Origin of the sequence: Sulfitobacter sp. TMED3, assembly GCF_002167505.1 — a bacterium.
Lineage (GTDB): Bacteria > Pseudomonadota > Alphaproteobacteria > Rhodobacterales > Rhodobacteraceae > Sulfitobacter > Sulfitobacter pontiacus.
In genome coordinates, this window is record NZ_NHBI01000027.1 from 1 (window position 1) to 23,232 (window position 23,232).

Consider the following 23,232-nt stretch of genomic DNA (forward strand, 5'->3'; position numbering starts at 1 on the left):
CGCGCAACAGAGACTGATATCGTGGAACTCTTCCTCGGCATCGGCGACCGGCTTGTACCAGAGTTGCTGCAAAACTACGGCGTCGATCTGGCCATTGGTCGCATCCGTGAAAGCGTCGCCCTAAGCCGTAGTACACCGGTTCTGTCCATCACCGCCTGCCCCGAAGTCGCCGCACGGCTGCAGGCCGAGCCGCCGGTTTGGCTACCTGCATCAACAGACGCCGCGTCGATCAAGATTGTCGCGGATAGCGACCTTCCCCGTGGTGCGGCGCGGGTCGCCTGGCAGGGCGGGAAGCTGGAATACGATCTCGAAGAGGCAACCACGGCCGTGCGCAGCGCCTTGCAAACCGCCGCCGTTGAACTGACCGCAACCACAAGGATTGCTGAATAATGCTACATAATGACCAGGATAAAACCCAAGCAGACCTGACCGACAGCACCCCTCAGGATGCAGAAACCAAAGCGCCGGCGGGTCTGGATGGCAAAAGCCTTGATGCGATCTTTGGTGTCAAACTGGACGTTCGTGTCGTTCTGGGGCGCAGCCGTATGCCGATCTCGGAGCTGCTGAACCTGACCAAAGGGTCGGTGATCGAGCTTGACCGCCGCGTGGGTGAACCCGTCGACATCATGATTAACGATCGCATGGTCGCGCGCGGTGATCTGGTGCGCGTGCAGGGGGATTCCCTTGGAGTTGCGCTGCGTGAGATCGTCAAAGACTTCGTCTCAGAAATCTGATGTCCCCCCGTTTGCTGCCCCTGTTTGCACCGCGCGTGATGTGTGGTCTGGCCTTGGTTTTGGCCGGTGTCGTTGCGTCCGCATCGACCGGATGGGCGCAAGAGGCAGACCTTGGCAGCATGGTGCGGGACCTCTCTTCGGCTTTCGGTGACGTAACGCCGGGTACGGACGAGGGGGCCAGCCTGTCGGGCCGTCTGATCCAGCTCTTCGCGATCATTACGGTCCTCAGCGTGGCACCGGGGCTTTTGGTGATGGTCACGAGCTTCACCAGATTTGTCATTGTTTTCTCGATGTTACGGCTTGCGCTTGGGCTGAACCAAACGCCACCGAACATCGTGTTGAACGCTATGGCGCTGTTCATGACCTTCTTTGTGATGCAGCCGGTGTTCGAGGATGCGTGGGAGGGCGGGCTGGTCCCCTTGATGGAAAACGCCATCATCGAAGAGCAGGCCGTGCGCAATATATCCGAGCCGTTTTACAACTTCATGTTGGTTAATACGCGCGACAAGGATCTCCAGCTTTTCACTGATATTGCGGATGAAGCCTCGCCGCCCTCGGACGGGCCTGCTGCGCTGCCAAGCTGGCGGGTGCTGGTACCCTCCTTCATGATTTCGGAACTGCGTCGCGCGTTTACCATCGGCTTTCTGATTTACCTTCCATTCATCGCGATCGACCTGATCGTGGCATCGGTTTTGATGAGCGCAGGCATGATGATGCTGCCGCCCGTGTTGGTTTCGCTGCCCTTCAAGGTCATCTTTTTCGTACTGATCGATGGGTGGTACATGCTGGCTGGATCGCTGATTCAATCCTACGTGTCCGGATAAACCGCCGCGGTCATAAATAGCCATGTCAAACAAGAATAGTTTCGGCTATCCTTGTGCGATAATATCCAGCCTGCGGGAATCGACGATCTCATGAACCAGTTTGTACCCCTTCGCAAACATCGCCACATGTCCGGCGCGCAGAAATCGGCGATCCTTTTCCTGTGTTTGGGNGAGGAGAGGGGCGGCGCGATCATGCAGCAGCTTGATGTTGATGAGATCCGCCAGATCACNACCGCTATCTCGACGATGGGCGAAGTCGACGCNGGTATCGTCGAAGAAATCATCGCGGAATTTGATGAAAAAGTGAATCACAGCGGNAGTGTGGTCGGCTCNATTGATGCTGCGCGCGGATTGCTGAAAGAATTCCTCCCCGAAGATCGTGTTGCTGAAATTTTGCAGGAAATTGACGGCAAAAAGATCGATAACGTTTGGAAAGACCTNTCGGATCTGGACGAGAAGGAGTTGGTCGCCTTTCTNCAGAAGGAACANAACCAGACGATCGCGGTCATCCTGACNCGAATCCGGCCTGACGTCGCAGCGAAGGTATTGCCGCTTTTGGGGGCCGAACGNGCCGCCGATCTGATNGAGCGCATCATGGGCATGGACAAGCTNCCGATCGATACGATTCAGAATATCGAAAACACATTGCGTGAAGATGTGTTGGCCAAGGCCGGGAACAGCGCTGAAGCCCGGATCGAGAGCCAATTGGTGTCGATTTTCAACAAACTCGATGAAGATATGTTGGTTAATCTCACCCGCAACCTGGAGGAGCGCCAGCCCGATAAGCTCTTGTCGATCAAGCAAAAAATGTTTGTTTTCGATGATTTGGTTAAATTCAACGAAATGATGTTGGGTAAAATCATGCGCGAAGTGAGCGGGAATACCCTGCCGATGGCGCTGCGTGGTGCCAAGAAAGAAGTGCGTGAACATTTCCTGGCGTCCCTGCCTTCGCGATCACGNGGAATGCTGCAGGATGAAATGTCTTCAATGGGCCCTGTCCGGTCCAAAGATGTTAAAGGCGCGCAGGCTCAGTTGGTCGAAGCCGCATTGCGTTTGATGTCGGAAGGGGAGGTGTCCTTGCCCGAAAACGACGACGATATGATGTCGGATATGCCGAGCTGATCAGCGATACAGGCGAGATGCAGAGAATGTGACAGCNGTCACATCGATTGTGATCGGCACGAACTGGCCGCCCAGATTATAAGACTGCAGTAGATCAAGCGCTATTGAATTTGCCTGAAATCCCTGTGGGTTAACGGCATCTGAAATGGCAACGTAGCGCGCGATCAGNTTCTCACGCTCCGCCGGATCCGCCAGTTTTTCGAGGTCGAATTTATCAGCGAGAAGGGCCTTTTGTTTGTCGAGATCAAGGGCAGACATCTGTTCGGGGAGTGACAAGGCGACTTGGAAGAAGTTAGTCAACTTCTCGNTGGCCAGTACTTCGAACCAGTTATTAATACCGCTAAACTTGTCACGAAATTCCAGCACCGTGCCNACGGTCTCGTTCTGGGCGTCATTTTCGTTGATGTATTGCCGATTATAGAAGCGCGTCGTCACATCATTTAGGAAATCCGGGTCCGTCAAATCAGGGGTCTGCGGACCTGCCTCTGTCGTGAAGCCAAGGGCCAGATGCATTTCGCGGAAGCGGCTGTCGGTCAGTCGGTTCAGCAGGGATGAAGGTTCGACCGGATCGGATTCCAGCATTTTGCGGATCAGCCCTTTGCCGAAAATCTGGTCTTCCAGGTCAAAGGCCCGCATCACAAAGCTGTAGACCTCGAAATCCGCGATCAGCTCTTCCGGGCTGGAGATGTCGCCGATTCTGTTGCGAAACGCTTCTTCCGCGCGTTTGTTGGCGGCGGAATCACGCATCAGATCAAGCTGTTTGTCCCGCGTTGCGTCAATCAGCTTGAGCGCGGTGGANCTGCCTAAACCTGAAATGCTGATCATAGGTTNACCCTATTCCGCNGCCGTGGCTGTGTTCNTTTCCCGGATCATTTTGAACAATTTNTCTTCATATTCGATCAGGGGGCGCAATGTGCGCATCGCTTTGTAGAAGTCAGCAGAAGACACGTGAGCCGCGGCTTCAAAAATGTGGCTGGCCATCTCGTCGTGGAAAACCGGCGCAAGCGCGCCTAGTTTCNTTTGNATGATCGACACCAATTTTTTACGGGTCGNNGGCTCAAGCAAGGCGGTCTGGATGAAGAAATAGACCTCTTTTACAGGGGTGCGCTCTTCATCCTCTTTTAGCAGATCGGCTTCACGCACGATGTCAGCCTGATTCTCGATCACAATCATCTGACGGCGATCGGCGTTGCGCACGACACAGCCGTTAATCAGGATCCGCTCGTTCGGTTTCAGGGTTAATCGCAGCGCCATAAAGCTTACTCCGCCGCGACTTTTGCAGCCCGTCCGCTCAGACCGTNGATAATACTGCGGTTAATATCAATCAAAGGCTTCACATTTTTAGACCCTGACAGGACCGCTTTGGTGTGGTTTTCCACCCAAAGAGCCAGCGAGATCAGCGCAGCGCGCAAATCGGCCGTCAGCCCGTTATCCTTCTCGGCCAAATCGGCCTTGAACGTGAGCCAAACGCGCTGGTTCTCCCANAGGGTNTCNCGCAGGCCATCTGCAAGCATCTGAAGCTTTTGAGATTTTTCCGCAGCACCGTCAAATGCTTCGAATTTGTTTTCAAGTTTGGATGTCACGCTCGCCAAAATCCGACGCTCAATCTGGCGCGGATCTTCGGTGTGCGAGATGGTCCGCTTATACGCGGTTACACTCATTTCACTGCCTTTTTATTCTGCCTCGGTTCAACTATAGGGTGGCAGAGTTAAGGGAGAATTAAAAAATCCTTAATTTCTTGAAAGCAAGGATAATTTTCAGCACTTGNTTTTAAATCATGCTTTGCATGTCACACTGTGGCGGGGTTTTNGGTGGGCNGCAGTGTTAATGAATNTGCTGGCCNGGNGTNACCGCGCGCAGCATTTCACGGTGAAAGCTGTGGGCGATATTATCAGCGGAAAGCAAGCCGTCAGGGGCGGTGCCGTCACGCTCGGACTGGGCGAGGGAAACGATGATATGNCCGATGTGGTGGCCAAGTTGAACGGGGCACGCAGGTGTCAGGGCTGATTGGGCGCAGGGTTCGATCAAAACGATGGCGTCATCTTCCAGATCAAGGCCAAACTCCTGATCTAGAACATCGGCCAAGGAAGCGCCGGAAATGATCTCTTCTCCGGCGTAGATCGCGAAGGGGGGCAGATCAGCGTCCTCTGCGGCGACGGTGAAACGGGTGATCGGCGACGCGAGCAGTGACGACAGGATGCGGCCCAAGGGTGTGTTGCAGGGATCGGCGCAAAATTCCAGCCGACCGCCCCAGATGTGCCCCATCAAATCAGAACGCATAGTTAAAACTTCCCCAAGTGTCGCGTGTGCAACCCCAAGGTATCTTCCCGACACGGTTTTTTGAATTCCGGATTTGTTAAACTTCGCAAGCGGATCTTGAATTTCAACAAGGATCAGCGCAGCGGTTTTGCGCTGACACTTGCGGTGATTTCGGCAAAATTCCCCCGATCACCCATATTTTTGGGAACCAAATATGGGGCGAAATGTTATCCACAGCACAAGTATTGGTGGGCGGGGCAAAATATGGCTGCATGTTCACCCATATGCGAATTTACAATAAATNTGTTGAGAATGTGCGGCAAGTGTGAGNGCGNAAAGGTGCGATTCTCTCGCCGTNCAGGTACGGGCANCCCTTACGTCGGATCGAANGCATTCANNCCGCNNGTGCGCAGCATATACCCGCTGGAGCGTACCGTTTCGACGGAAATACGNTCNTCAAATGTGTCCGCAAATTTCTTACGGATTTTCGCNACGTGGACATCAAATTTCCGATCACCATATCGCCACGGCCGAGATTCCACGGCGAGACTAAGCGCATCGCGGGTCACTATTTGCCCGTCTTGGGCGAATAATACCCGCATGATCTGAGCTTCCGCCGTCGTTAATCCGGCGCGCAGGGCGATATACGCTTCGACATCCCAGCTCACATCTTGAGGCTGTTCAATTGACGGCGTAGGGGTTGGTAGGCGTCGGTTCAGTCGTAAAGACAGCTCGCGCAGATTGCAGGGCCATGTGAGGACATCGATCGCACCCGCTTCAAACGCATCGGCACCCCATNCCCCCTTCANCTCTTGTATCGCGAGCACGACTCCGGGCTGCGCTTGGGTGGTGAGCGTGCTGATCANCGGGGCCGGGTNGCTGNTCGCTTCGGTCATATCGACGAAAATGGCGTTAACGNTTTCNNTGTTGTGTAGCCAATNTTCGCAGGCGTCAAAGTCTATACATTCAAAGTCGAANTTTAGGATAACCGTAAATAAATAGTTCAGGGCGTTGCGCACCGAAGGTGCCGTNGAGANGAGTAGGATNTTGGTCATTNATCGCGCNGCCCCAATGGGTTGACCGATGGATGTTCGGNAANGGATAGCATTGCGGCGAGACGCGGAAAGGACACGATGATAACGGCCATATACTAGGAANGGNAGCGATGAGCTGGGTTATCCCTTTGTTGCACGAACCCGTGGNCGAAATCAAAGTCAGAGTTATGCGGCAATAATTGGGCCTGCTTGTCATGAAAAAGCCATACGTTCACTATTCTTTAACCTTCCACGCTATGTATATNCTTGCAGACTGCAGAACGCGTCTGAGAGAACCTCAAGAATAGGCGCTAGAAAATGGCAGACATACTTGAAATTGTTGCGCCAAAGCGGCGTGCGCTNGCGGCGGCCAAACGGCTGGTCCATTTGCGCGACGAGGCGGTGCAGGATGAAAACATGCGCGCGGTGATCCTTCACGCGGCAGAAGTTGTGGCCAAGTCGGGTGTTCTGTCCNCAGTCGCNGAGAGTGGTCAGAAACGGCAAGGTTTTGCCACATCTGACCTGCCGAGCTTGCATCCCGACCGCCACCGGTTGAATTAATCCACCGCAGTTTATCTTGAGTTCGTAAGTTGTTGTCCTNTCGCCATTCCTTGCGGCGGGCCAACCTATACTTAAGAGACATTGACAATTTTTGTGAGGTTGGCGGACAATCCTGGTATTCTAGTAGAGTTTCCAAGATTTGTTCACGAGGCTTCATCCCGCACCGACGTAGTAAAGGCGCATACGAAAGTGACAGAGTTTACAGATCCCCCCGTTTCCGAGGCCGCAATTCGCGTGATTACCGCATTCGCTGGCCGTGAATCCGCAACCGTGCAAGACATTCTGGCGTTGTCGCAGGCGCTTCCCGCCGCGCTNGCCGGGCTCCAGCCCGCAGCCGCCAAGGCTGAAATCAGCAAGGTAGCAGCGCAGTTTACGACTGAAACCGCCATTCCCGCGGTGCCGGTTGCCGAGTCGTTTACGGATGATTCCGTCACCTGCCTGTGCTGCGGCCGATCCTTTACCATGCTCAAGCGTCACCTGCGCGCAGAGCACGGGTTGAGCGAGAGCGAATACCGGATCAAGTTCAATCTTGATGATGATCATCCCCTCGTTGCACCGAACTATTCTTTGCGCAAAGCGGATTATGCAAAGAAAGCCGGCCTTGGTCGCTATGCCCGCGACGAGGCGGTGCAGGCAAATCTTGGGTCGCAGCTGTAAAGTTCAAATGCCTTTCCTTTGCCACCGTTTTGTCCTGCGGAGCACCTAATCCCCCTCGATACATGTCTCTGAGGCAGTCGGTGCAGAAGCACGTCTGCCGAACCGGCCCCCGTGGTCGCGAGAATAGAGGCAGGACATATGGCAGCGACGACACAGCCGCGCGTATTTAAAAAAGTAGAAGTTATNGAAGGCGGTGGACATCACGGTGGCGGCTGGAAGGTCGCCTATGCTGATTTCATGACNGCGATGATGGCGTTCTTTCTGCTGATGTGGATTCTCTCGAGCGCNGACGAGCAAAAGCTGCGCGGGATTGCCGAATACTTTACCAATGCGACCCTGCCCGGCGGGAGTGGTGTATTGGACGGGGCGACCTTGGGGCCACCCGGTACATTGACCGCTTCGAATGGGGCAATTGTGGCCCGTGGCAGCGAGCTTGGGAAAATCGACGATCCGGCCTCGGCCAAGTGGGAAATCCGCGACGAAACCGCGACGTCGGTGCCGGATGAGACGCAGATCGGCTCGGAAGACGGTGCCCATGAAAACCCCGCCGCGGCCAATGTTGCCAGCGCGTCGCAAACCGCATCCGATGGGTCAAAGTCGGCTGGCGATGCGACCATTGATAATGTGCACGCGCTGGACAATGAAAAGTTCAAAAAGCTGGAGCAGGATATCTTGCAGGCGATGCAGGAGAATCCCGACCTTGATCCGCTGAAGAAAAACCTGATTTTCCAGCAAACACCCGAAGGCTTGCAGATCCAGATCATCGATCAGGAAGGGCAGCCGATGTTCTATAGTGGCCGTGCCGAAATGCAGGGTGCCACAGATCAGCTGCTCGCGAATTTGGGTAAGTCTTTGGCGCGCCTGCCGAATAAAATCACGCTGTCAGGGCACACCGATGCTGTCCGCTTTGCCAATAGNCAGAAATACGACAACTGGGATCTGTCNTCGGACCGTGCCAACGCCACGCGCCGTGTTTTCGAAGCCTCGGGCGTTGCACGTGATCGTATCATCCGCGTGTCGGGCCTTGCCGATACCGCGCCGCTNGTGCCCGAAAATCCGACCGACGCGTCTAACCGTCGGATCACGGTGTCGGTTCAATATCAGAAGGTCGAGGACTATGCCGGCGATGACGTAGCCCCGACGCAGATTGATGCGGCGACACCGCCAGCNGANACCGGCGAGAAGCTATATAAGGCGTCGATCCCTGCGCCCGTAGCACCACAAAACAGTGGCGAGGTGCAACGGGTCGCACAGAATGTCGATCCTGTGGCGGCACCTTTGAAGGATGATGTATTCTTGAACCTGCGCAACGCGCTGCGGTGATCAGGCTCTGATCAACTCGCCCAAGGTGGGGACCCGTCGGCTGGCAAAGATCGGCCGGCGGGATCGTTCGACCGAGCGGCGCAGGAACTCTGGCAGCATGGGGTTTGCTTCTTCATTTACCATCGTGCCGCGCGGTGCAGCGACCACGGGGTCGGCTGTGGGAATATCAAGGCCGAGCATCTTGGCAGGGTCCAGCCCTTCTTCCAGCGCGTAGTTGTAGTTCACGGCGTAATCGACCGCTTCTTCCAGCACCACCGGGTCCGATGCGACCAGCGCCATCAANCGGCGTTCGTCGGAATAGAGGAATTGCTTGGTCTTGAANCCNTCNACCTCGGGGACAAAGCAGGTGTTTTCNCGGCGCAGCTTCAGCAGNTTNACCAAACGATCCGGCATCAAGTGGCGTTCATCGCGGCGAAACACGATCATGCTGCAGGTNCCAAAGCTGGACAGGCACGCCGCGAGGCAGATATGATCCGGCCAGCCCGAGAATGCGAATTTCACATCGTCCGCATCAATCAGGACAATCATTGTGGTTTCAACATCCGAGATCACGGCACTCTCCAGCTTATTCTGAAGNTTACCTTAGTCACACCATGGAAAGATAGCAATTGGTCTTGAGCGACAAATTTTTAAACTTGGAANNACATGAACTGTNCTTGAGATTTCAATGAAAATGCCTAAAGTGCTTGGAAACTTGCAAGTGGAAAACAAATGACGATTATTCTGGGCTTCGTGGTCGTGATGGGCATGGTCTTTGGGGGNTATATGCTCTCTGGCGGGGACATGGGCATCATCACCCACGCGCTACCGTTCGAAGGNATGATGATCGGCGGTGCCGCGCTTGGCTCGTTTATTGCGGCGAATTCCTTTGCCAATATCGCGGGGGCAGGGCGCGCGCTGGTCAAGGCATTCAAGGGGCCCAAGTGGAATTCGGGCGACTATGTGGACCTGCTGAACCTCATGTATACGCTGGCCCGCAAGTACCAGCAAAATGGCATGCTCGCGCTGGATGAACATATTGAAAACCCGCAAGAAAGTTCGATCTTTTCGCANTANCCCAAGCTGCAGAAAGACCACTTTGCCATTGATCTGATCACCGATAGNTTCCGTATGCTGGCGATGCAGTTCGATGANCCGTATCAGGCGGAAGATGTCATTAACCGCAAGCTNAANAAGCACCACCACGAAGCNTTGGTGGCCCCNCACGGGCTGACCACNGTCTCCGACGCGCTACCCGCCATCGGGATTGTTGCGGCGGTTTTGGGNGTGATCAAGACNATGTCGTCGATCGACAAGCCGCCTGCGGTTCTGGGNGCGATGATCGGNGGCGCGTTGGTCGGGACATTCCTTGGGGTTTTCCTTGCCTATCTTTTCGTCTCTCCGGTCGCCAACCGTCTGCAAGCCATCGAAGAGCAGGACGGCATTTATTACGCCGTGATCCGCGACATCTTTATCGCGATCCTGCATGGCCATTCGCCCGCGATCTGCACCGAGATCGGGCGCGGCAACATTCCCACCAGCCTGCAGCCCAGCTTTTACGAGATGGAAGAGGCCCGCAAACAGATGCCAGAGGCCGCATAACCCATGGCCGGACGCCGTCAGATCGCTGCGCTCAAGCTGATCAACACCATCCGGCAACACGAGCTGGATGCCATCGGGGCACAGCTTTCGGGCCTGCGGGCACAGCAAACATCGCTGACGGAACAAAGTGCGGCGCTGACCCAGCGGGCGATTGCTGAACAGACGGGCAGCACCTTGGAAACACAGGCCTATTTGCCCGCCTACCTATCCTCGGTTGACCGGCAACAACGTGGCTTGGCGGCGGAGGGGGATGCGCTGACAGGGCAGATCGACACGCTAGAGAATGCGCTTTTTGCGCAGTTCCGCGCGCTTAAGACCACGCAAACAGTGCTGTCAAAAGCGCAAACCGAGGCGAAAGCCGATGCTGACAGGGCAGAACAGGCCGCACTAGACGACGCGTCGCGCGCGCTGTTTGCGTTGCAGCGCCGGTAACGCTCTTTGCCTTAGCGCCCGCTGCTGAATTTTGACACCACACCCAGCGAATTCTTGTTCTCTACATTCCGGATGACCAGCACGCAGACCGGCCAGCCCGAGGGCATCAAACCTTGCGAGGTTGGCACCGCCATGACGCTGGCCGACCCGTCGTTGATGGCAAAGGTCAGCACGACATCCGCCTGCGACGTCGCGACTGATTTTGCGAGATCCGCAGTATCGTCAAAGGTCACGATGCTTTCGGTTTCAAGCCAGCTGGCAACATCCGGGTGATCGACCGCCGCGATGGTCAGCGGTTGCGCGGGATTGCCGATGGGTTCGGCACAGGTGGCGAACCATGCCCGCAGCTGAGCCACAGCGGTGGATGCGCTGCCCGCCGCGCTGTGATCCGTATCCGAGGCGGCTTCGATCACACAGACCGCCGCATCCGCAATCGCGCCCGCGCCGATCAACTGCGAGAGCGTGTCGCGTTCGTTCTGGGTGATCCATTTATTCAGCAACGGCGCGCCGACGATTTCGACACCTGCGGCCAGACGTCCAACGTCGGCTTTGCCAAGCTCGAACTCCGGTCCGTATCCCGCGCGTGTGATCTGTTGCACCAGATGTTCCGCGGCGGTCTTTTTGATGACAGACGGCGTCTTGCGGGCCTGCTGTTCCAATGCGGCAGAAAAGGCCGTTGGCGGGGCGACTTGCACGGGCGTGTCGGGTGCCGGCGCGTCCTCTTGCGCGAGACGGGGGAGGGAGATGATAATTTCTGTCCCCACGTCTTCGCGGCTGAAGAACGTGATCTGCCCCTGATGGTGATCGATGATGACTTTGGCGATGGTCAGCCCCAGCCCTGTGCCCCCCTTGGATCGGCTGTCAGAACTGTCGCCTTGGGTGAATTTTTCAAACACCGACGCCTGCGCGGCAGCCTGAATGCCGGTGCCGAAGTCGCGGATCGAAATGCGCAGCTGATCCCCGACCGCGTGCAGGGCAATCAGGATCTCCCCGCCGTGTTCCGAAAACTTCACCGCGTTGGACAAGAGGTTATCCAGCACCTGCACCAAGCGTTTGGAGTCGCCATAGGTCAGCATTACATCGTCATCGGGGGTATCGACACGGCGCAACGATACACCTGCGCGTTCGGCGTAAAGCTGGTTCGGCACCAGCGCCGTATTCAGCGTCTCGGACAGGTTCAGCGTCTTCATCCGGAAATCAAGCGTGCCGGTTTCGATTTTCTCCATATCCAGAATACTGTTGATCAGCAGGATCAGCCGGTCACAGCTTGAGGCGGCGATGGTGATCAGCCCCTTCATCTTGTCNGGCAACTGCCCCGTNGCACCTGACAGCACNAGCCCCAAGGCCCCTTTGATAGAGGTCAGCGGCGTGCGCAATTCATGGCTGACNGTGGACAGGAATTCGGTCTTTGCTTTTTCGGCCACCTTGCGCTGCGACACATCGCGGTAGATCGCGATNAAGCGCGGTTCGTCCTGGGCGGGGCAGACATATTCAAGGCTGATGTCGTAGGTGATGCCTGATTTCGCCTCGACCTCCCANGTGACGCGCCGCTCTGGCCCNTTGATAAGGCCGGCGCAGCGTTCGCGCAGACTGTCATAATCCCGTTTGCCAATCAGGTCNGACAGGCTCTTGCCGCGCCAGTCGTCGCTTTCATCATGTCGCATCAGNTGTCGTGCGACCGATGCATTGGCNTACATCACCGCATAGGTTTGCGGNTGGAAGACAACNACATGNTCCTGCAACAGTTCCAANGTGTTGTTGAACCGCGCCTCTGACACGCCTTCGCGGGTCTTGGTCATATCCGAGGCGACAATCGCGATCTCGCGCAGCTGTTTTTCGCCGTCGGTGATCGGAATAAAGCTACATTGCAGCCAGACCGCCTTNCCGTCGGTTTTATGCAGAACGATGGTGCCTTTCCACGGGGTGCCCGACATCATGGCGGGCAAGACATCGCCCGTCAGCACACCGCGATTGCCGGCATCCATGACATCAACCAACGGCGTGCTGATCAGCGCCTCGCGGGACCGGCCGCTGGCTTGGACAAACTGGTCGTTCACATGGGTGATCGCGCCGTTCTGGTTCAGCATGCAGAACACGGTATGGGCCTCTACCGCGTTGCGATAAAATTGCTTGGANCGAACNTCCGACTTCAGCACATCCTTGCGGGCNTGGGCCTGTCGCGCGTTTTCGCGCAGCTGGAAAATCAGGAACAACAGCGAGAATACGATCAACAGCAGCGTGCCCAACACCAGCCACTTGTAGGTTGATGCAATGCGCAAGGCGGAACGTTGCAGGTAATTCTCGTAGGGGCGCGCGCGCAAAGAGATTAGCAGCTCGTGCACCGATTGATAATTTTGCGGNGGCAGCCAGACGGTGCCACCGGCGGCAATCGCCTCTGGGCTGCCGGTATCCTGNCCCAGCAGGGTGTCGACAAGAATGGTTAACGCCGCCTGCGGCACGCCGGGGATCGTNCCCANCACCCAATCNGGATACAACATGGTACTGGCCCAGAACGGATAGCCTGGATGATCGACAGGGGACACGGGGCGGAAATCGTTCATATCAATCACGCCGTCGCGTGCCAGCGCTTCGAGCACACCGGCGCGCACGACGCCCACATCCACCAGACCGGCTTGCACGGCATAGACGACCTCGCGTTGGTTCCCGCCCGAAAACAGCGCGCGGGACGCGATATCGTTGATATCCAGCCGGTACTTGCGAAACTCTTGCAGCGCGAGCTTCCAGCCGGTCATTTCNTCGGCNGACACCCCCATGATGCTGCGACCCGCGATATCCGGGATGGCGCGAATATCGCTGTCAGCGGTGGTAAAGACGACGACGCTGGTTTTATCATANACCTGNCCNTCCCACATCTGNGCGACAGAGAGCAGCGGGCGGGCGTTGCTTTCGACCTCNGCCACGACAAAGGCCGCGGGATCGACAAGGAAGAAATCCAGCGCGCCTTGCGAGATTTTATTGATCATTGTGGCGTCGGTGTAAGGCGCGATCTTGAAACGGTAGTTCAGTTCTGCGCCCTGTGCGGCGGTGTTCAGCGCGGCGGCCATTGGCAACCAGCTGTCCAGCGCGCGGGTNATCCCTTCNGACGCGAGAATACCGATGGTGATGTCACGGGGCGCATCCATCGTGTCGGCCTGCTGACCAGCCGCCGGTTGNAGTGCACCGATCAGGGCGATAGCGGCACCCAAAAGCGTTNGACGCAGCTTGCCCCATGCCTGTTTCACGATTTTAGCGCCCGCCATATTCTCTTTCTGGTTCATCTCGTCGCTTTGCGGACNCCGGAAAGCATAGTCAAAGCCCGCCTCCTGCTATCAAACATCACAACGTCAAACCACTTGTAAAAGCANCCAAAGCGATCGATTCCATTNCGCCCCCGCGGCATNTGCTGCGGANCANGGCAANNTGGATGTCGTCTGGTGCTGTCCTTTCACTACTGCTCTNACTGCGTTTTTTGCTGCGCCTCGTTGATCGGGCGCTTTTTGCAGTTGCGAAAAGGCTAGGCGGGGCGGGCTTTTTTGGCAATGGTAAACTCCGTTTCTGCCTGCAGNGCAGGGNGAATAGTGCCACTGCAGCAGCAGGTACCTATCCTTTGGNATANCGCCATAGCCACAAGCTGCTTTGGACTACCCGCCTAGGCCCGCGACGCCCTTGGGATTTAGCGTTAATTTCATCTTAACAGCCACCAAACACAGGCTGAAACAAATCCAAGGTGAAGACGATGGCAAACGCAACATTCCTAGAACTGGCCCAGATCGCCAACAACTCCTCCCTGCGCGAGGCGGTTTTGGGTGCAGTACTTGGCATCCATGTTTCGGGAAACNCNNCCGACNCCGTCTTGGACATCACGGCCGACAGCACCGCGCTTAAACTCGCGGCGGACCGGATGCGCTGCGCNCGCTATGTCATGCCGACAGATGCGGACCCAACGCAGGCCATCCAGATCAACGCTGGCTTCTCTCATGTGCAGGACGTCTGGGCCTCGCCCCAGGCTGCACATCCCGACCTGACCCAGGAGACAATGACCATCGCCACGCCTGACTTTATCGTGGTACCCTCCGACACGCATATCGTCGTCAATAANTTTGACGTCGCCCGCGGCGATGCGATCACCTTCCTGGGTCAGTTTTCTTCCCGCGCCGATCTGCGCGCTGCCATGTGCCTGACCGGGTCCCGCGATTTGCGCGACGGTGACGTCATCATCACGATGGAAAACGGGGCCCGCGCGGTCTTCGTTGGTGCCGCTGCCCAGGCCGAAGATCTGATCGANGCTGTGTTTGATTTCTCTGCCGAAGGGCAGACAGCNTTCAAACTGGCCGACGCGCTGAACAACGCGACCTCGGCCGAGATCGACGCCTTTGTGACCGCCCTCGGCACCGATGAATTCGACCGCGCCTTTGGTGTCGGCAGCGCTGCGGTGTTGCTTGCAAACCTCGACACCCCTGCCGCGACGCGTCTGTTGAATGTGCTCGAGGCNGAAGAANTGGACGAGCTGTTGCACAATGTCGGTGCCGGCACGCTCAAGCTGCTGCTCGAAGAGCTGACGCTGACGGAACTTGTGAACTTCCTGAGCGGCGTGAACGAGACTGTGGTCGNCGCGATGGCAGACCACATGGGAGCCACAACAATAGATGCCCTTTTGTGGGGCAAAAGCCCGGCAACGAAAGGAGGTATGCGTCAAAGTTAACTGGTTTGCCCTGTCAAAGCGGCATGCCTCGCCGCAGNCAGGGCCCGAGAAAGCACCGTGTTCGACCCGATATGATTTGAAAGGATTTAACAGCAGACGGGCATCGAANGCGGCGCTTTCCCTTTTTCGTGAACCCTCAACGCGCGAATTTNCGCGGGGCAGAGTTCATCAGCTTAATCGATTTTCGGGCCTGCTCCGGCCCTTACTACTTTGCCCTGTGGACCGGCGTAGGTGCCGGCCACGGGGGCTTTTTGCGTTTTCGAAGATGTAAGCCGTTGACATCAAGCCAACCCGCTAGGGCTTAAAGCCGGACGAGGTGATTATCCCACATCAGCGGTTTTTCCGGGTTCAACCTGCCAGAGAGACGCTGAACGATACCGGTACCGCTGGTCACNANAAAATCNNCCGGNGCCGCNGCAACACCGCAGACATCGGTAAGCGCGATACTACGGGTGTATGACGCGGTTGCCGCGTCAAAGACCTGCACCAAACCGGCACGGGGCGAGGTGACGGCAATCTCGGACCCGTCGTCCGACAGGGCAATACTGCCGATGTACCCGTGCATATCTTCGGCACCGTCCAGCAAGAGCGGTGTTTCCCCTTGCTGATGCAGCCCGACAAGCGCGGGGGCATCGCCGTCGCCTTGCCATTGCATCCCGAANGCGACACGCCCGTCGGACCCTACGGCCAGATGCCGGATCGAGTTGCGGTGCATGTCATGGGGCAGTTCTATCTGCTCTAGAATACGNCGGTCGTTGATGTAGGTGAGGTTGGGCCGCATGGTNGGGATATTCAACTTGGCGCGCCCTGAATCGGGATGCGTATCAATCCCGCCGTTCGCCACGACCAGCGTGTCGCCACCGGGCAGACGTTTGATATCATGGGGGCCGACTCCGCCGCTGGCAAATTCATCGACGCGTACATATCCAAGCGCCACGTCCCAGACACCAATNCGCCCGATGCCGTTGGCATAGTCATTTTCGGTCGTGTAAAGCAGGCTCCCGTCGGCGGAAAAAGCCCCGTGCCCGTAGAAGTGCCGCCCCTCGGGCGCGTGCAGCGTGGCCTTGACCCGCCCCGACATGCAGTCGATCACCAGTGCGAAATTGCCGGGGCGNCGTGCAAAGGCGACAGCNTGCGGCTTGGACGGATGCGCCGCCGCCGCGTGGCCGCGACCGGGCAGGGGGATTTCGAANACCACCTCAAGCGCCGCGTCGATNCCGCAGAGCACAAAGCTGCCNTCGCGCAGACCGGCAGCGGCAAGATAGGCCGGCCCNCCCGCATCGGCCCAAGTNGGCGCGGGCACCAATCCTGATGCCAGCATCCCTGCAATGAAATGGCGGCGGTTGGTCATGGGATCAATCTCCGTCCAATGCGTTAAAGCCCGAAGCGACGCCCAAATGCGGNCCCAGATCNNNGCGGGCCACATCGCGGATCGCGGCAACAGATTGCTGCAACACCTCTACACGCANACGGGATTGCGGCTTGGCCGTTCCAGCGAACACAGGGTCGTCCAGGTCGGCAGCGATTGCCAGCGCCTCGTCAAACCGGTCGTCAAAGGCGGCCACCACGGCCACGTCATCCGCCGCCAACCGCTCCGCCAGATCCTGCAGAGAGGTGAGCGCGACCACGACATTGCGCAAAGACCGCCCCGATCGCCGCGTCTCTGCCCGATTGGGGCGCGGGCGGTCAAAGCTGCCCATGGGGCGTCCGATGCGGGTGTCGGCGGTAAATTCCAGCCCGAGGTTCAGCGCCTTGAAAAGCTCTTGCGCGGCTTCCTCGGTGCTGCGGTAGGGGCCACCNTCGGCNGGGGTGGCAACGGCCTCGGCATAGCCAGAGGTCCAGCCGTCCAGAATGGCTTGGGACTGCGTGGNGATATCGGCAGTTACCGTCTGCACCAAGGCGCAGCGATAGCCGGCATCGCCCATCGTGCTGATCTGATCGTCATACAGCAGGAATTCGAGCGCATAAAAACCGCGCCCCGCGATGGAGACATCGGCATAAGCCTGCGGGTCACGGCCCACGGGATCGGCATCCGTGATCAGCCCCGCGAGCGTTTTGGGTGTGGCCCCACGGCTGTCGGGCCAGAAGGCCAGCGCAAAGGCGCGGTTGTCGGTCTCGGACGGGCCAAAACGCAGATGGCTCACCGCGATCCACGCGTCAAAGGCATCNTGGTAGGCATNGCGCAACGCGGCGTCATCGGGGGCGCAATTCTGCTGGGCNACGGCGGCCAGTGCATCCGTANGCTCTGCCANTGTGGTNTAGCGGGGCAGGATGTGNTGATCGACCACATCGCGCANAACGGCAGNGCCNACCTCGGCCGCAGCACCCAATGGTGCGCANAAAAGACCAAGGGCGAGGACCAGTTTTTTCATGTTACAAACTTTCCAGATAGTGGATTAAAGCATCACGGTCTGCGGGCGGCATGTCAATGACGCGATTCTTGGCGGGCTCGGCCTCTCCGCCATGCCAAAGCACGGCTTCCAGCAGTGACCGCGCGCGCCCGTCGTGCAGGAATTGCGTNTGTCCCGATACGGTTTCGGTCATCCCAATCCCCCACAGCGGCGCNGTGCGCCATTCGGTGCCGGTGGCGCGNGCCTCGGGGCGGTGATCGGCCAAGCCNTCGCCCATGTCATGCAGCAGCATATCGGTATAGGGCCAGATCAGCTGAAAGCTTTGCTCTGGCTGATCCTTCAGGCGATGGGTGACAAAGCTGGGCTGGTGGCAGTCGGCGCAGCCCGTTTCATGGAACACCTGTTTGCCGCGCAGCACCTCGGGGGCGTCCGCGTCACGACGGGCGGGCACGGCAAGGTTGCGGCTGTAAAAGGTGACCAGATCCAGCCCTTCGGCGTCAATCTCGAACCCTCGCACGTCACCGGCCCCATGAGGCGCGTTCACGCAGGCATCCTGAATGGTCGAACAATCGCCAAATGGATCGCCGAAGATCGGGTTAGAGATGCCGATATCGCCCGCAAAGGCCCCAGCTGATTGTTCGCGGATCGTGGGCATCCCGGCCTTGAGCCCGAAACGGCCCAGCATCGGCATGTTGTATTCCTGCGACCAGACGATATTGGCGCGGCCCGAAATACCGTCACTATCCGCGTCATTAGGGTCTGTCAGTGCCAGAATATCCGCGGCAGGGATCGCTTCGAGAAGCCCAAGCCCGATCATCTGCGGCGTCACACGGGGCGACAGCATNGNNTCGGGGTGCAGCGGACCATAGCCAAGATCAGCCGCGGTGTATGTCGGGTGCCGCAAGGACACGACCTGCCCGCCCGACAGGGTCACGGGGACTTCGGTATAATCGATCTGCAAGCGGTATTCGGCACGATGCCCCGAGACGGCGAAATCCTGCATTTGCGTGCCGTATGTGGGTTCGGCGAGCGTGGCCAGATACCCTTCGATCTCTTTGATATTGCCGGCGTCTTCNTTGCCCGGAATNGACACGCGCAGAAACATGGAAATCGCGNTGTCGTCGGGGCCNTCGGGCGGGTGNCCGCGCCCGTCCTTGATGTGGCAGCTTTGGCACGACCGCGCGTTGAACAAGGGACCCAACCCGTCAGAGGCCAGCGTCGAGGAAGGCGACGACACCCANAGCTTGCGAAACAGCCCATTGCCCAGCTTGAAGGTCAGCTCGTCCTCGAACGACATATTGCCCGAGGCCTGCGAAAACGCATCGGCGTTCATGCGCGGGCGTACGGTGGCCGCGCCGCCGCTGTTNACCTCGAACGGGCTGGGGGCGTCAAAACTGTCGGGTGGGGCGGTCACATCGGCGATACGGGCCGTTTCATCGGCGGTACGCGGGATGATATNNAGATGGGGTTCATCAAGCGGCCCGGCGTAGACCGGACCGCTCAATAGGGGCAGGGACATCACCAGGGCCTGAGGGATAAAAGACCGGAGGAAACGCATATTCTGCCCTATTTCGATATTAGAAGGGGATGACCAACGATGCCCCGACAGCGGTAAAGTCATTGCCGTCTACATCGTAGAAGCCGACGCCACCACTCAGCGACATATCATTCTCGAACGTGTAGTCTACACCCACGGTGATCAAATCGTCGTAACCNTTCGCNGTGTTGTCGATGCCGGTGTAGCTGGCAGAGTAGGCCCACGGCCCCTGAACGTANGAACCGCCCAATGTCGCATAGGTGGAATCCTCGCCCGTGCCTGCGAACCCGTCGAAATAGGCCACTTCGGCGATCAGGTCGAAACCGTTGCCAAAGTCATGCGCCATCCCGATGACGGCCCCTTTTTCGTCGGATACATCGCTGTCACCNGCGGTCAGNAAACGCCCGCCAACCCAATAGNTCGTGTCGCCAACTTCTTGCGTGTACTGTAGCGCCACGTTGTTCAGCTTGCCGGTGTTNCCCGCGCCGCCNTCCGCGGTGGTGTTGCGGCCGCGCTTTGTCCCCAGCGAGTCGCTGAACGCCGTGTCATCCACATAGAACAGCGCAAAGGACAGAACCCCGCCGGAGGCGGCGACAGGCATGTCGAATGTCGCACCGATCACTTCGGGCAACTCATAGTCTTCGGCCAGCGATGTGCCGTAGAAACCGGGGGCTGCGTCCAATGCAACAGCGAAGGTCGGGCTTACTTTACCGACGCTCAGNTCGCCTGCGGCNAGATCAAAGCGCAGGCCAAGTTCGTCCACATAAAGACCCAGATCGTCGAAATGACGGGTTTCGGCCGGGTCTGTGACGCTTTCCAGGCTCACTTCACCAAACAGCGTGATGCTGGTCGCGACACCAGCTTCGAAGGCGAGCGACAGGCTGGCGTAGTTATCGGTCAACTAGTCAGCAGGATCATCGGATGTGACGGTGCTGTCGACGCCGATCTCAAACTCNCCGCCCCAGACAAATGCCTGTTCTTGAGCCANAAGGGGAGTGGCACCGGTCAGCGCCAANGCNCAACCGGCGAGAGCTAGTTTNTTCATTCTTGTTTACTTTCAGTGGGAGGAGGAACGCGTGAAAACGGGGTATTACTCGAACACGGCGCCGGGGCTATCGAGGCTGTCGGAGCCTTCAATCGCNACGTCATCCACGCCNAGNGTGGCGACGACGCGTTCGATGGTCTTGGTCTGTGCGATCAGGGCGTTCACCCCCCCCATGACCAAGGCTTCGCCGCCCTTGTTGCCGCGCGCCATCATCTGGTCATAGGACATGCCCGCTTCGGCAGCGGTCTTGATCTGGCCAAGCTTNCGCATGGTGGTCGACAGGTTCANCTGCATTTCCGCATCCAGATCAGCGTTTTCGGCAGCGACCAGATCGGACAGGGATGGGCCGGTGACCAGCGTGCCGTCGGTACGCGCATANGCGCCGAGGTACACGTTCTGGATGCCCAGACCGTCGTAATAGTGGCTGTTGTGNGTGTTGTCCGAGAAGCAGTCNTGCTCTTCTTCNGGGTCGTTCAGCATCAGACCAAGGCGCATGCGTTCGCCCGCGAGCTCNCCGTAAGACAGCGACCCCATGCCGGTTAGCATCGCCGAAATCGCGCCGTCTTCGTTGTCGGTCAGGTTGGTGCGCGCGGCACCGCCTTCGGCCCATTGTGCAACCATATACTCCAGATCGGTCACGATCAGATCGGCAGCAGCCTTGAGGTACTGACCGCGGCGGTCACAATTGTCATTGGNGCAGTCGTCGCCCGTGGCGTAGTCTGTCCAGTCGCGCNCACCGGCCCCGTGTTTCGTGCCGTTCAGATCCTGCCCCCAGAGCAGGAATTCAACCGCGTGGTAGCCCGACGCCACATTGGCTTCATTCCCGTCGGCTTCGTGCAGGGTTTCGGCAAGGAAGTCGGGGGTGATTGTGCTGGCGTCAACTTCGGTGCCCGACAGTGTGAAGGTCGGGTTCGCGATAACGTTCAACGCGGCGGCGGCGTTTTCATCGGTGGCCCCGCCATAGGNGGCATCAACATAGTCGATCAGACCNTCGTCCAGCGGCCAAGCGTTCAGCTTGCCTTCCCAGTCGTCAACGATGGGGTTGCCGAAACGGTAGGCTTCGGTCTGCTGGTAGGGGACGCGCGCTGCCAGCCACGCGGTGCGGGCGGCTTGCATCGTGTCGGCGGAGGGCTCTGCGATCAGGGCATCCACNGCGTCGACCAGCGCTTGGGCTGTGATCAGGCTGTCGCCATAGGCGGCTTCGGCGATGTCGGCGTATGTGTCGATNNCCTCGGACTTCTCTACCGCCAAAGCGGGGGAGGCCAAGGTCAATGCAAGCACAGAGGTCATCAAGCTGCGGGTCATACGTTCGGTTCCTTTNGACGGATCGCGCCTGCGGATGCTGTCGACAATTGCGGATCGACGGGCCGNGCCGGAGGCATGGAAATCATGCGCAATACCTGAACAGTATCGCGGGGAAGGTCAACCCGACAATTTTAGTAAGAAAACTTTTTTGCCGCTCACGTTTTTGGCATCGCCCAAAAAATACGCGGTGATCCTAGGGACTTACTATGTAAGGCGTGCGCCTTGCGGCAAAGTGGGGTCAGAGGCATTCAACCGATCAACGGCAAATCCTGCTGCGGTCTTGTACTGCGCCATATACTCGGCCCGTTCCTGAGGAGGGATCACGTCNTCGATCTGGTCGAAGGCACCGCCACAGCGGTCGTTNACCATGTTCAGCAACCCGAAAGGACCGGCCCCGCGATTGCGCAGGATCAGCTCTGATATCGGTCCGCAATANGNGTCGTCAAAACTGCGCAGCGCCGCNGGGGTGACCCCGTCTTGCAGGAAGCGCGCGCACAGATGGCGGGCGTCCATAATCGCCTGGCTCGCGCCGTTCGATCCTGTGGGATNCATGGCATGGGCCGCGTCGCCGATCAGGGCNACAGGGCCGTCGACCCACGTGGGGATCGGGTCACGGTCGATCATCGGGTTCTCGTAAATCTCTGTCGCGCCGCGCAGCAGGGCGGGGACATCCAGCCAATCGTAAGTCCANCCGTCAAAGTGATGNGCAAAGTCCGACAGCTCCGCCGGACGGTACCAACCGCTTTTGCGNTCCTCGGTCTCGTCCAGCGTGACTTCGGCGATCCAGTTGATGGTGGCATAGCCGTCGGCATCGGGGGCTGAAATCGGATAGATCACCATGCGCTGGCGATGGTCGCCAAGCCCGACAAACGAAGACCCCGTGCGCACCGGTTTTGCCCGCGAGGTGCCGCGCCACATCANAGCACCACCCCAGTGGATCGGCGGCTGATCGGGATGCATCTGCGCACGCACGGCGGAATGTATCCCGTCGGCACCGATCAGCAGGGTGCCCTCGGCANGTGTCTGTGACCCGTCGGCANGGGCGANATGCGCGGTNACGCCACCCGCTGGCCCGTGGGTGTATCCGGTGATCTTGGCNCCAAGCTGCACGGCCTCGGCACCAGCNCGATCCACCAGCGTTTGATACAGCAGCATATGCAGCTGGCCCCGATGCGCGGCATATTGCGGCCAGCGATAGCCTGCGTCGGTGCCGCGCGGCTCTGCGTAAATCTCTTGCCCCTTCTGCCCGACCAGCGCCCATTCCTTTGCGGGCACGCCGATTTCGTCAAGCTGCGCTTGGGTCAACCCCAGATCAAACAGCTCGCGCACGGCATTGGGCTGGATGTTGATCCCCACACCCAGCGGTTTCAAGCTGCGCACCTGCTCATAAACGGTGCAGCGCAGGCCAAGCTGGTGCAGCGAAAGCGCCAGTGCTAGGCCGCCGATACCGCCGCCTGCGATCAGGATATGGGGTTGGGTCATNGTGCAGTTCCGCTTTCGACTAGGGGCATTTCGTTGTGCGACGAACGTCCTACATCATGGTGCGGAAATCAATGGGATGTCTGGGAAAGCGGGGCACATCCCGGATCGCCGGAGCGCGAGGCGCTGCAACGGCAAATGGCCCGTGGGGGCCGGAAGCGCAAAAGACCGTTTAGGCGGATTCCAACGCGGATTGTTCGGCAATCAACGCTTCGGAGGATTTCAGGAAGTCNTCCAGACCAAAGATAATCTCGGTCGGGCAGTTGGCGATCTTGCCCTTGGGGCC

Annotated in this window: 18 protein-coding genes; 8 read left to right on the forward strand and 10 right to left on the reverse strand. The window is 58.3% G+C overall.

What is annotated here, in order from left to right; genetic code table 11:
* The 4 genes from CBB63_RS07780 to CBB63_RS07795 all read left to right on the forward strand — a co-directional run.
* Nucleotides 1–390 (forward strand): FliH/SctL family protein (locus tag CBB63_RS07780; RefSeq protein ID WP_502695884.1); only part of this gene is annotated, 390 nt, incomplete at its 5' end.
* Entirely contained in the window at nucleotides 390–734 is a 345-nt protein-coding gene (gene fliN, locus CBB63_RS07785; RefSeq protein ID WP_009824335.1) for a flagellar motor switch protein FliN, read from the forward strand. The genes CBB63_RS07780 and fliN, both read left to right, overlap by 1 nt.
* Nucleotides 734–1,558, forward strand: a complete 825-nt coding sequence (fliP, locus tag CBB63_RS07790) for a flagellar type III secretion system pore protein FliP (protein WP_005849053.1) — start codon at nucleotides 734–736, stop codon at nucleotides 1,556–1,558. Before fliN ends, fliP begins: the two co-directional genes overlap by 1 nt.
* Nucleotides 1,559–1,684: 126 nt before the next feature.
* Nucleotides 1,685–2,680 carry a flagellar motor switch protein FliG gene (locus tag CBB63_RS07795; protein ID WP_502695886.1) on the forward strand — a complete coding sequence of 332 codons (996 nt, stop codon included), beginning with the start codon at nucleotides 1,685–1,687 and terminating at the stop codon, nucleotides 2,678–2,680.
* Here the strand turns inward: CBB63_RS07795 and CBB63_RS07800 are convergent, their stop codons facing one another.
* From CBB63_RS07800 to CBB63_RS07815, 4 genes are all read right to left on the reverse strand, one after another.
* Nucleotides 2,681–3,505, reverse strand: a complete 825-nt coding sequence (locus tag CBB63_RS07800; RefSeq protein WP_286698739.1) for a DUF1217 domain-containing protein — start codon at nucleotides 3,503–3,505, stop codon at nucleotides 2,681–2,683. It lies immediately after the preceding gene.
* Between the two features lie 9 nt (nucleotides 3,506–3,514).
* Entirely contained in the window at nucleotides 3,515–3,934 is a 420-nt protein-coding gene (locus CBB63_RS07805; RefSeq protein ID WP_286698740.1) for a flagellar biosynthesis repressor FlbT, read from the reverse strand.
* A 5-nt stretch (nucleotides 3,935–3,939) separates the two neighbouring features.
* Nucleotides 3,940–4,341, reverse strand: a complete 402-nt coding sequence (flaF, locus tag CBB63_RS07810; RefSeq protein WP_286698741.1) for a flagellar biosynthesis regulator FlaF — start codon at nucleotides 4,339–4,341, stop codon at nucleotides 3,940–3,942.
* A 972-nt stretch (nucleotides 4,342–5,313) separates the two neighbouring features.
* On the reverse strand, nucleotides 5,314–5,994 hold the full coding sequence (locus CBB63_RS07815) for a response regulator transcription factor (RefSeq protein WP_353744258.1): 681 nt from the start codon (nucleotides 5,992–5,994) through the stop codon (nucleotides 5,314–5,316).
* A gap of 729 nt (nucleotides 5,995–6,723) precedes the next feature.
* On the opposite strand from CBB63_RS07815, the gene CBB63_RS07825 reads away from it, so the two are divergent.
* The 4 genes from CBB63_RS07825 to CBB63_RS07845 all read left to right on the forward strand — a co-directional run bounded on the left by CBB63_RS07825 (nucleotide 6,724) and on the right by CBB63_RS07845 (nucleotide 10,527).
* A complete protein-coding gene (locus tag CBB63_RS07825) occupies nucleotides 6,724–7,191 on the forward strand; it encodes a Ros/MucR family transcriptional regulator (RefSeq protein ID WP_005849067.1) in 468 nt (155 codons plus the stop codon).
* Nucleotides 7,192–7,329: 138 nt separating this feature from the next.
* The gene (locus CBB63_RS07830; RefSeq protein WP_286698743.1) at nucleotides 7,330–8,514 is read left to right on the forward strand and encodes a flagellar motor protein MotB; all 1,185 of its coding nucleotides are present in this window, start codon (nucleotides 7,330–7,332) and stop codon (nucleotides 8,512–8,514) included.
* Between the two features lie 711 nt (nucleotides 8,515–9,225).
* Nucleotides 9,226–10,095, forward strand: a complete 870-nt coding sequence (gene motA / locus CBB63_RS07840; RefSeq protein WP_286698745.1) for a flagellar motor stator protein MotA — start codon at nucleotides 9,226–9,228, stop codon at nucleotides 10,093–10,095.
* A gap of 3 nt (nucleotides 10,096–10,098) precedes the next feature.
* Nucleotides 10,099–10,527 (forward strand): flagellar motor protein, encoded by a 429-nt coding sequence (locus tag CBB63_RS07845; protein WP_286698746.1) that lies wholly within the window; start codon nucleotides 10,099–10,101, stop codon nucleotides 10,525–10,527.
* Between the two features lie 11 nt (nucleotides 10,528–10,538).
* Here the strand turns inward: CBB63_RS07845 and CBB63_RS07850 are convergent, their stop codons facing one another.
* From CBB63_RS07850 to CBB63_RS07880, 6 genes are all read right to left on the reverse strand, one after another.
* Complete coding sequence (locus CBB63_RS07850; RefSeq protein ID WP_286698747.1) at nucleotides 10,539–13,805, reverse strand: ATP-binding protein; 3,267 nt, start codon at nucleotides 13,803–13,805, stop codon at nucleotides 10,539–10,541.
* A gap of 1,725 nt (nucleotides 13,806–15,530) precedes the next feature.
* Complete coding sequence (locus CBB63_RS07860; protein WP_286698749.1) at nucleotides 15,531–16,580, reverse strand: DUF1513 domain-containing protein; 1,050 nt, start codon at nucleotides 16,578–16,580, stop codon at nucleotides 15,531–15,533.
* Nucleotides 16,581–16,584: 4 nt separating this feature from the next.
* Entirely contained in the window at nucleotides 16,585–17,601 is a 1,017-nt protein-coding gene (locus CBB63_RS07865; RefSeq protein WP_286698750.1) for an imelysin family protein, read from the reverse strand.
* A 1-nt stretch (nucleotide 17,602) separates the two neighbouring features.
* Entirely contained in the window at nucleotides 17,603–19,099 is a 1,497-nt protein-coding gene (locus CBB63_RS07870) for a di-heme oxidoreductase family protein (RefSeq protein ID WP_286698751.1), read from the reverse strand.
* Between the two features lie 1,108 nt (nucleotides 19,100–20,207).
* Nucleotides 20,208–21,467, reverse strand: a complete 1,260-nt coding sequence (locus CBB63_RS07875; protein ID WP_286698752.1) for an imelysin family protein — start codon at nucleotides 21,465–21,467, stop codon at nucleotides 20,208–20,210.
* A gap of 204 nt (nucleotides 21,468–21,671) precedes the next feature.
* Nucleotides 21,672–22,949 (reverse strand): flavin-dependent oxidoreductase, encoded by a 1,278-nt coding sequence (locus CBB63_RS07880; protein ID WP_286698753.1) that lies wholly within the window; start codon nucleotides 22,947–22,949, stop codon nucleotides 21,672–21,674.
* Between the last annotated feature and the right edge of the window lie 283 nt (nucleotides 22,950–23,232).

Bases quoted from the DNA above. Each gene is read 5' to 3' on its own strand.
- fliN (WP_009824335.1), top strand. From the start codon at position 390: ATGCTACATAATGACCAGGATAAAACCCAAGCAGACCTGACCGACAGC.
- fliP (WP_005849053.1), top strand. From the start codon at position 734: ATGTCCCCCCGTTTGCTGCCCCTGTTTGCACCGCGCGTGATGTGTGGT.
- CBB63_RS07845 (WP_286698746.1), top strand. From the start codon at position 10,099: ATGGCCGGACGCCGTCAGATCGCTGCGCTCAAGCTGATCAACACCATC.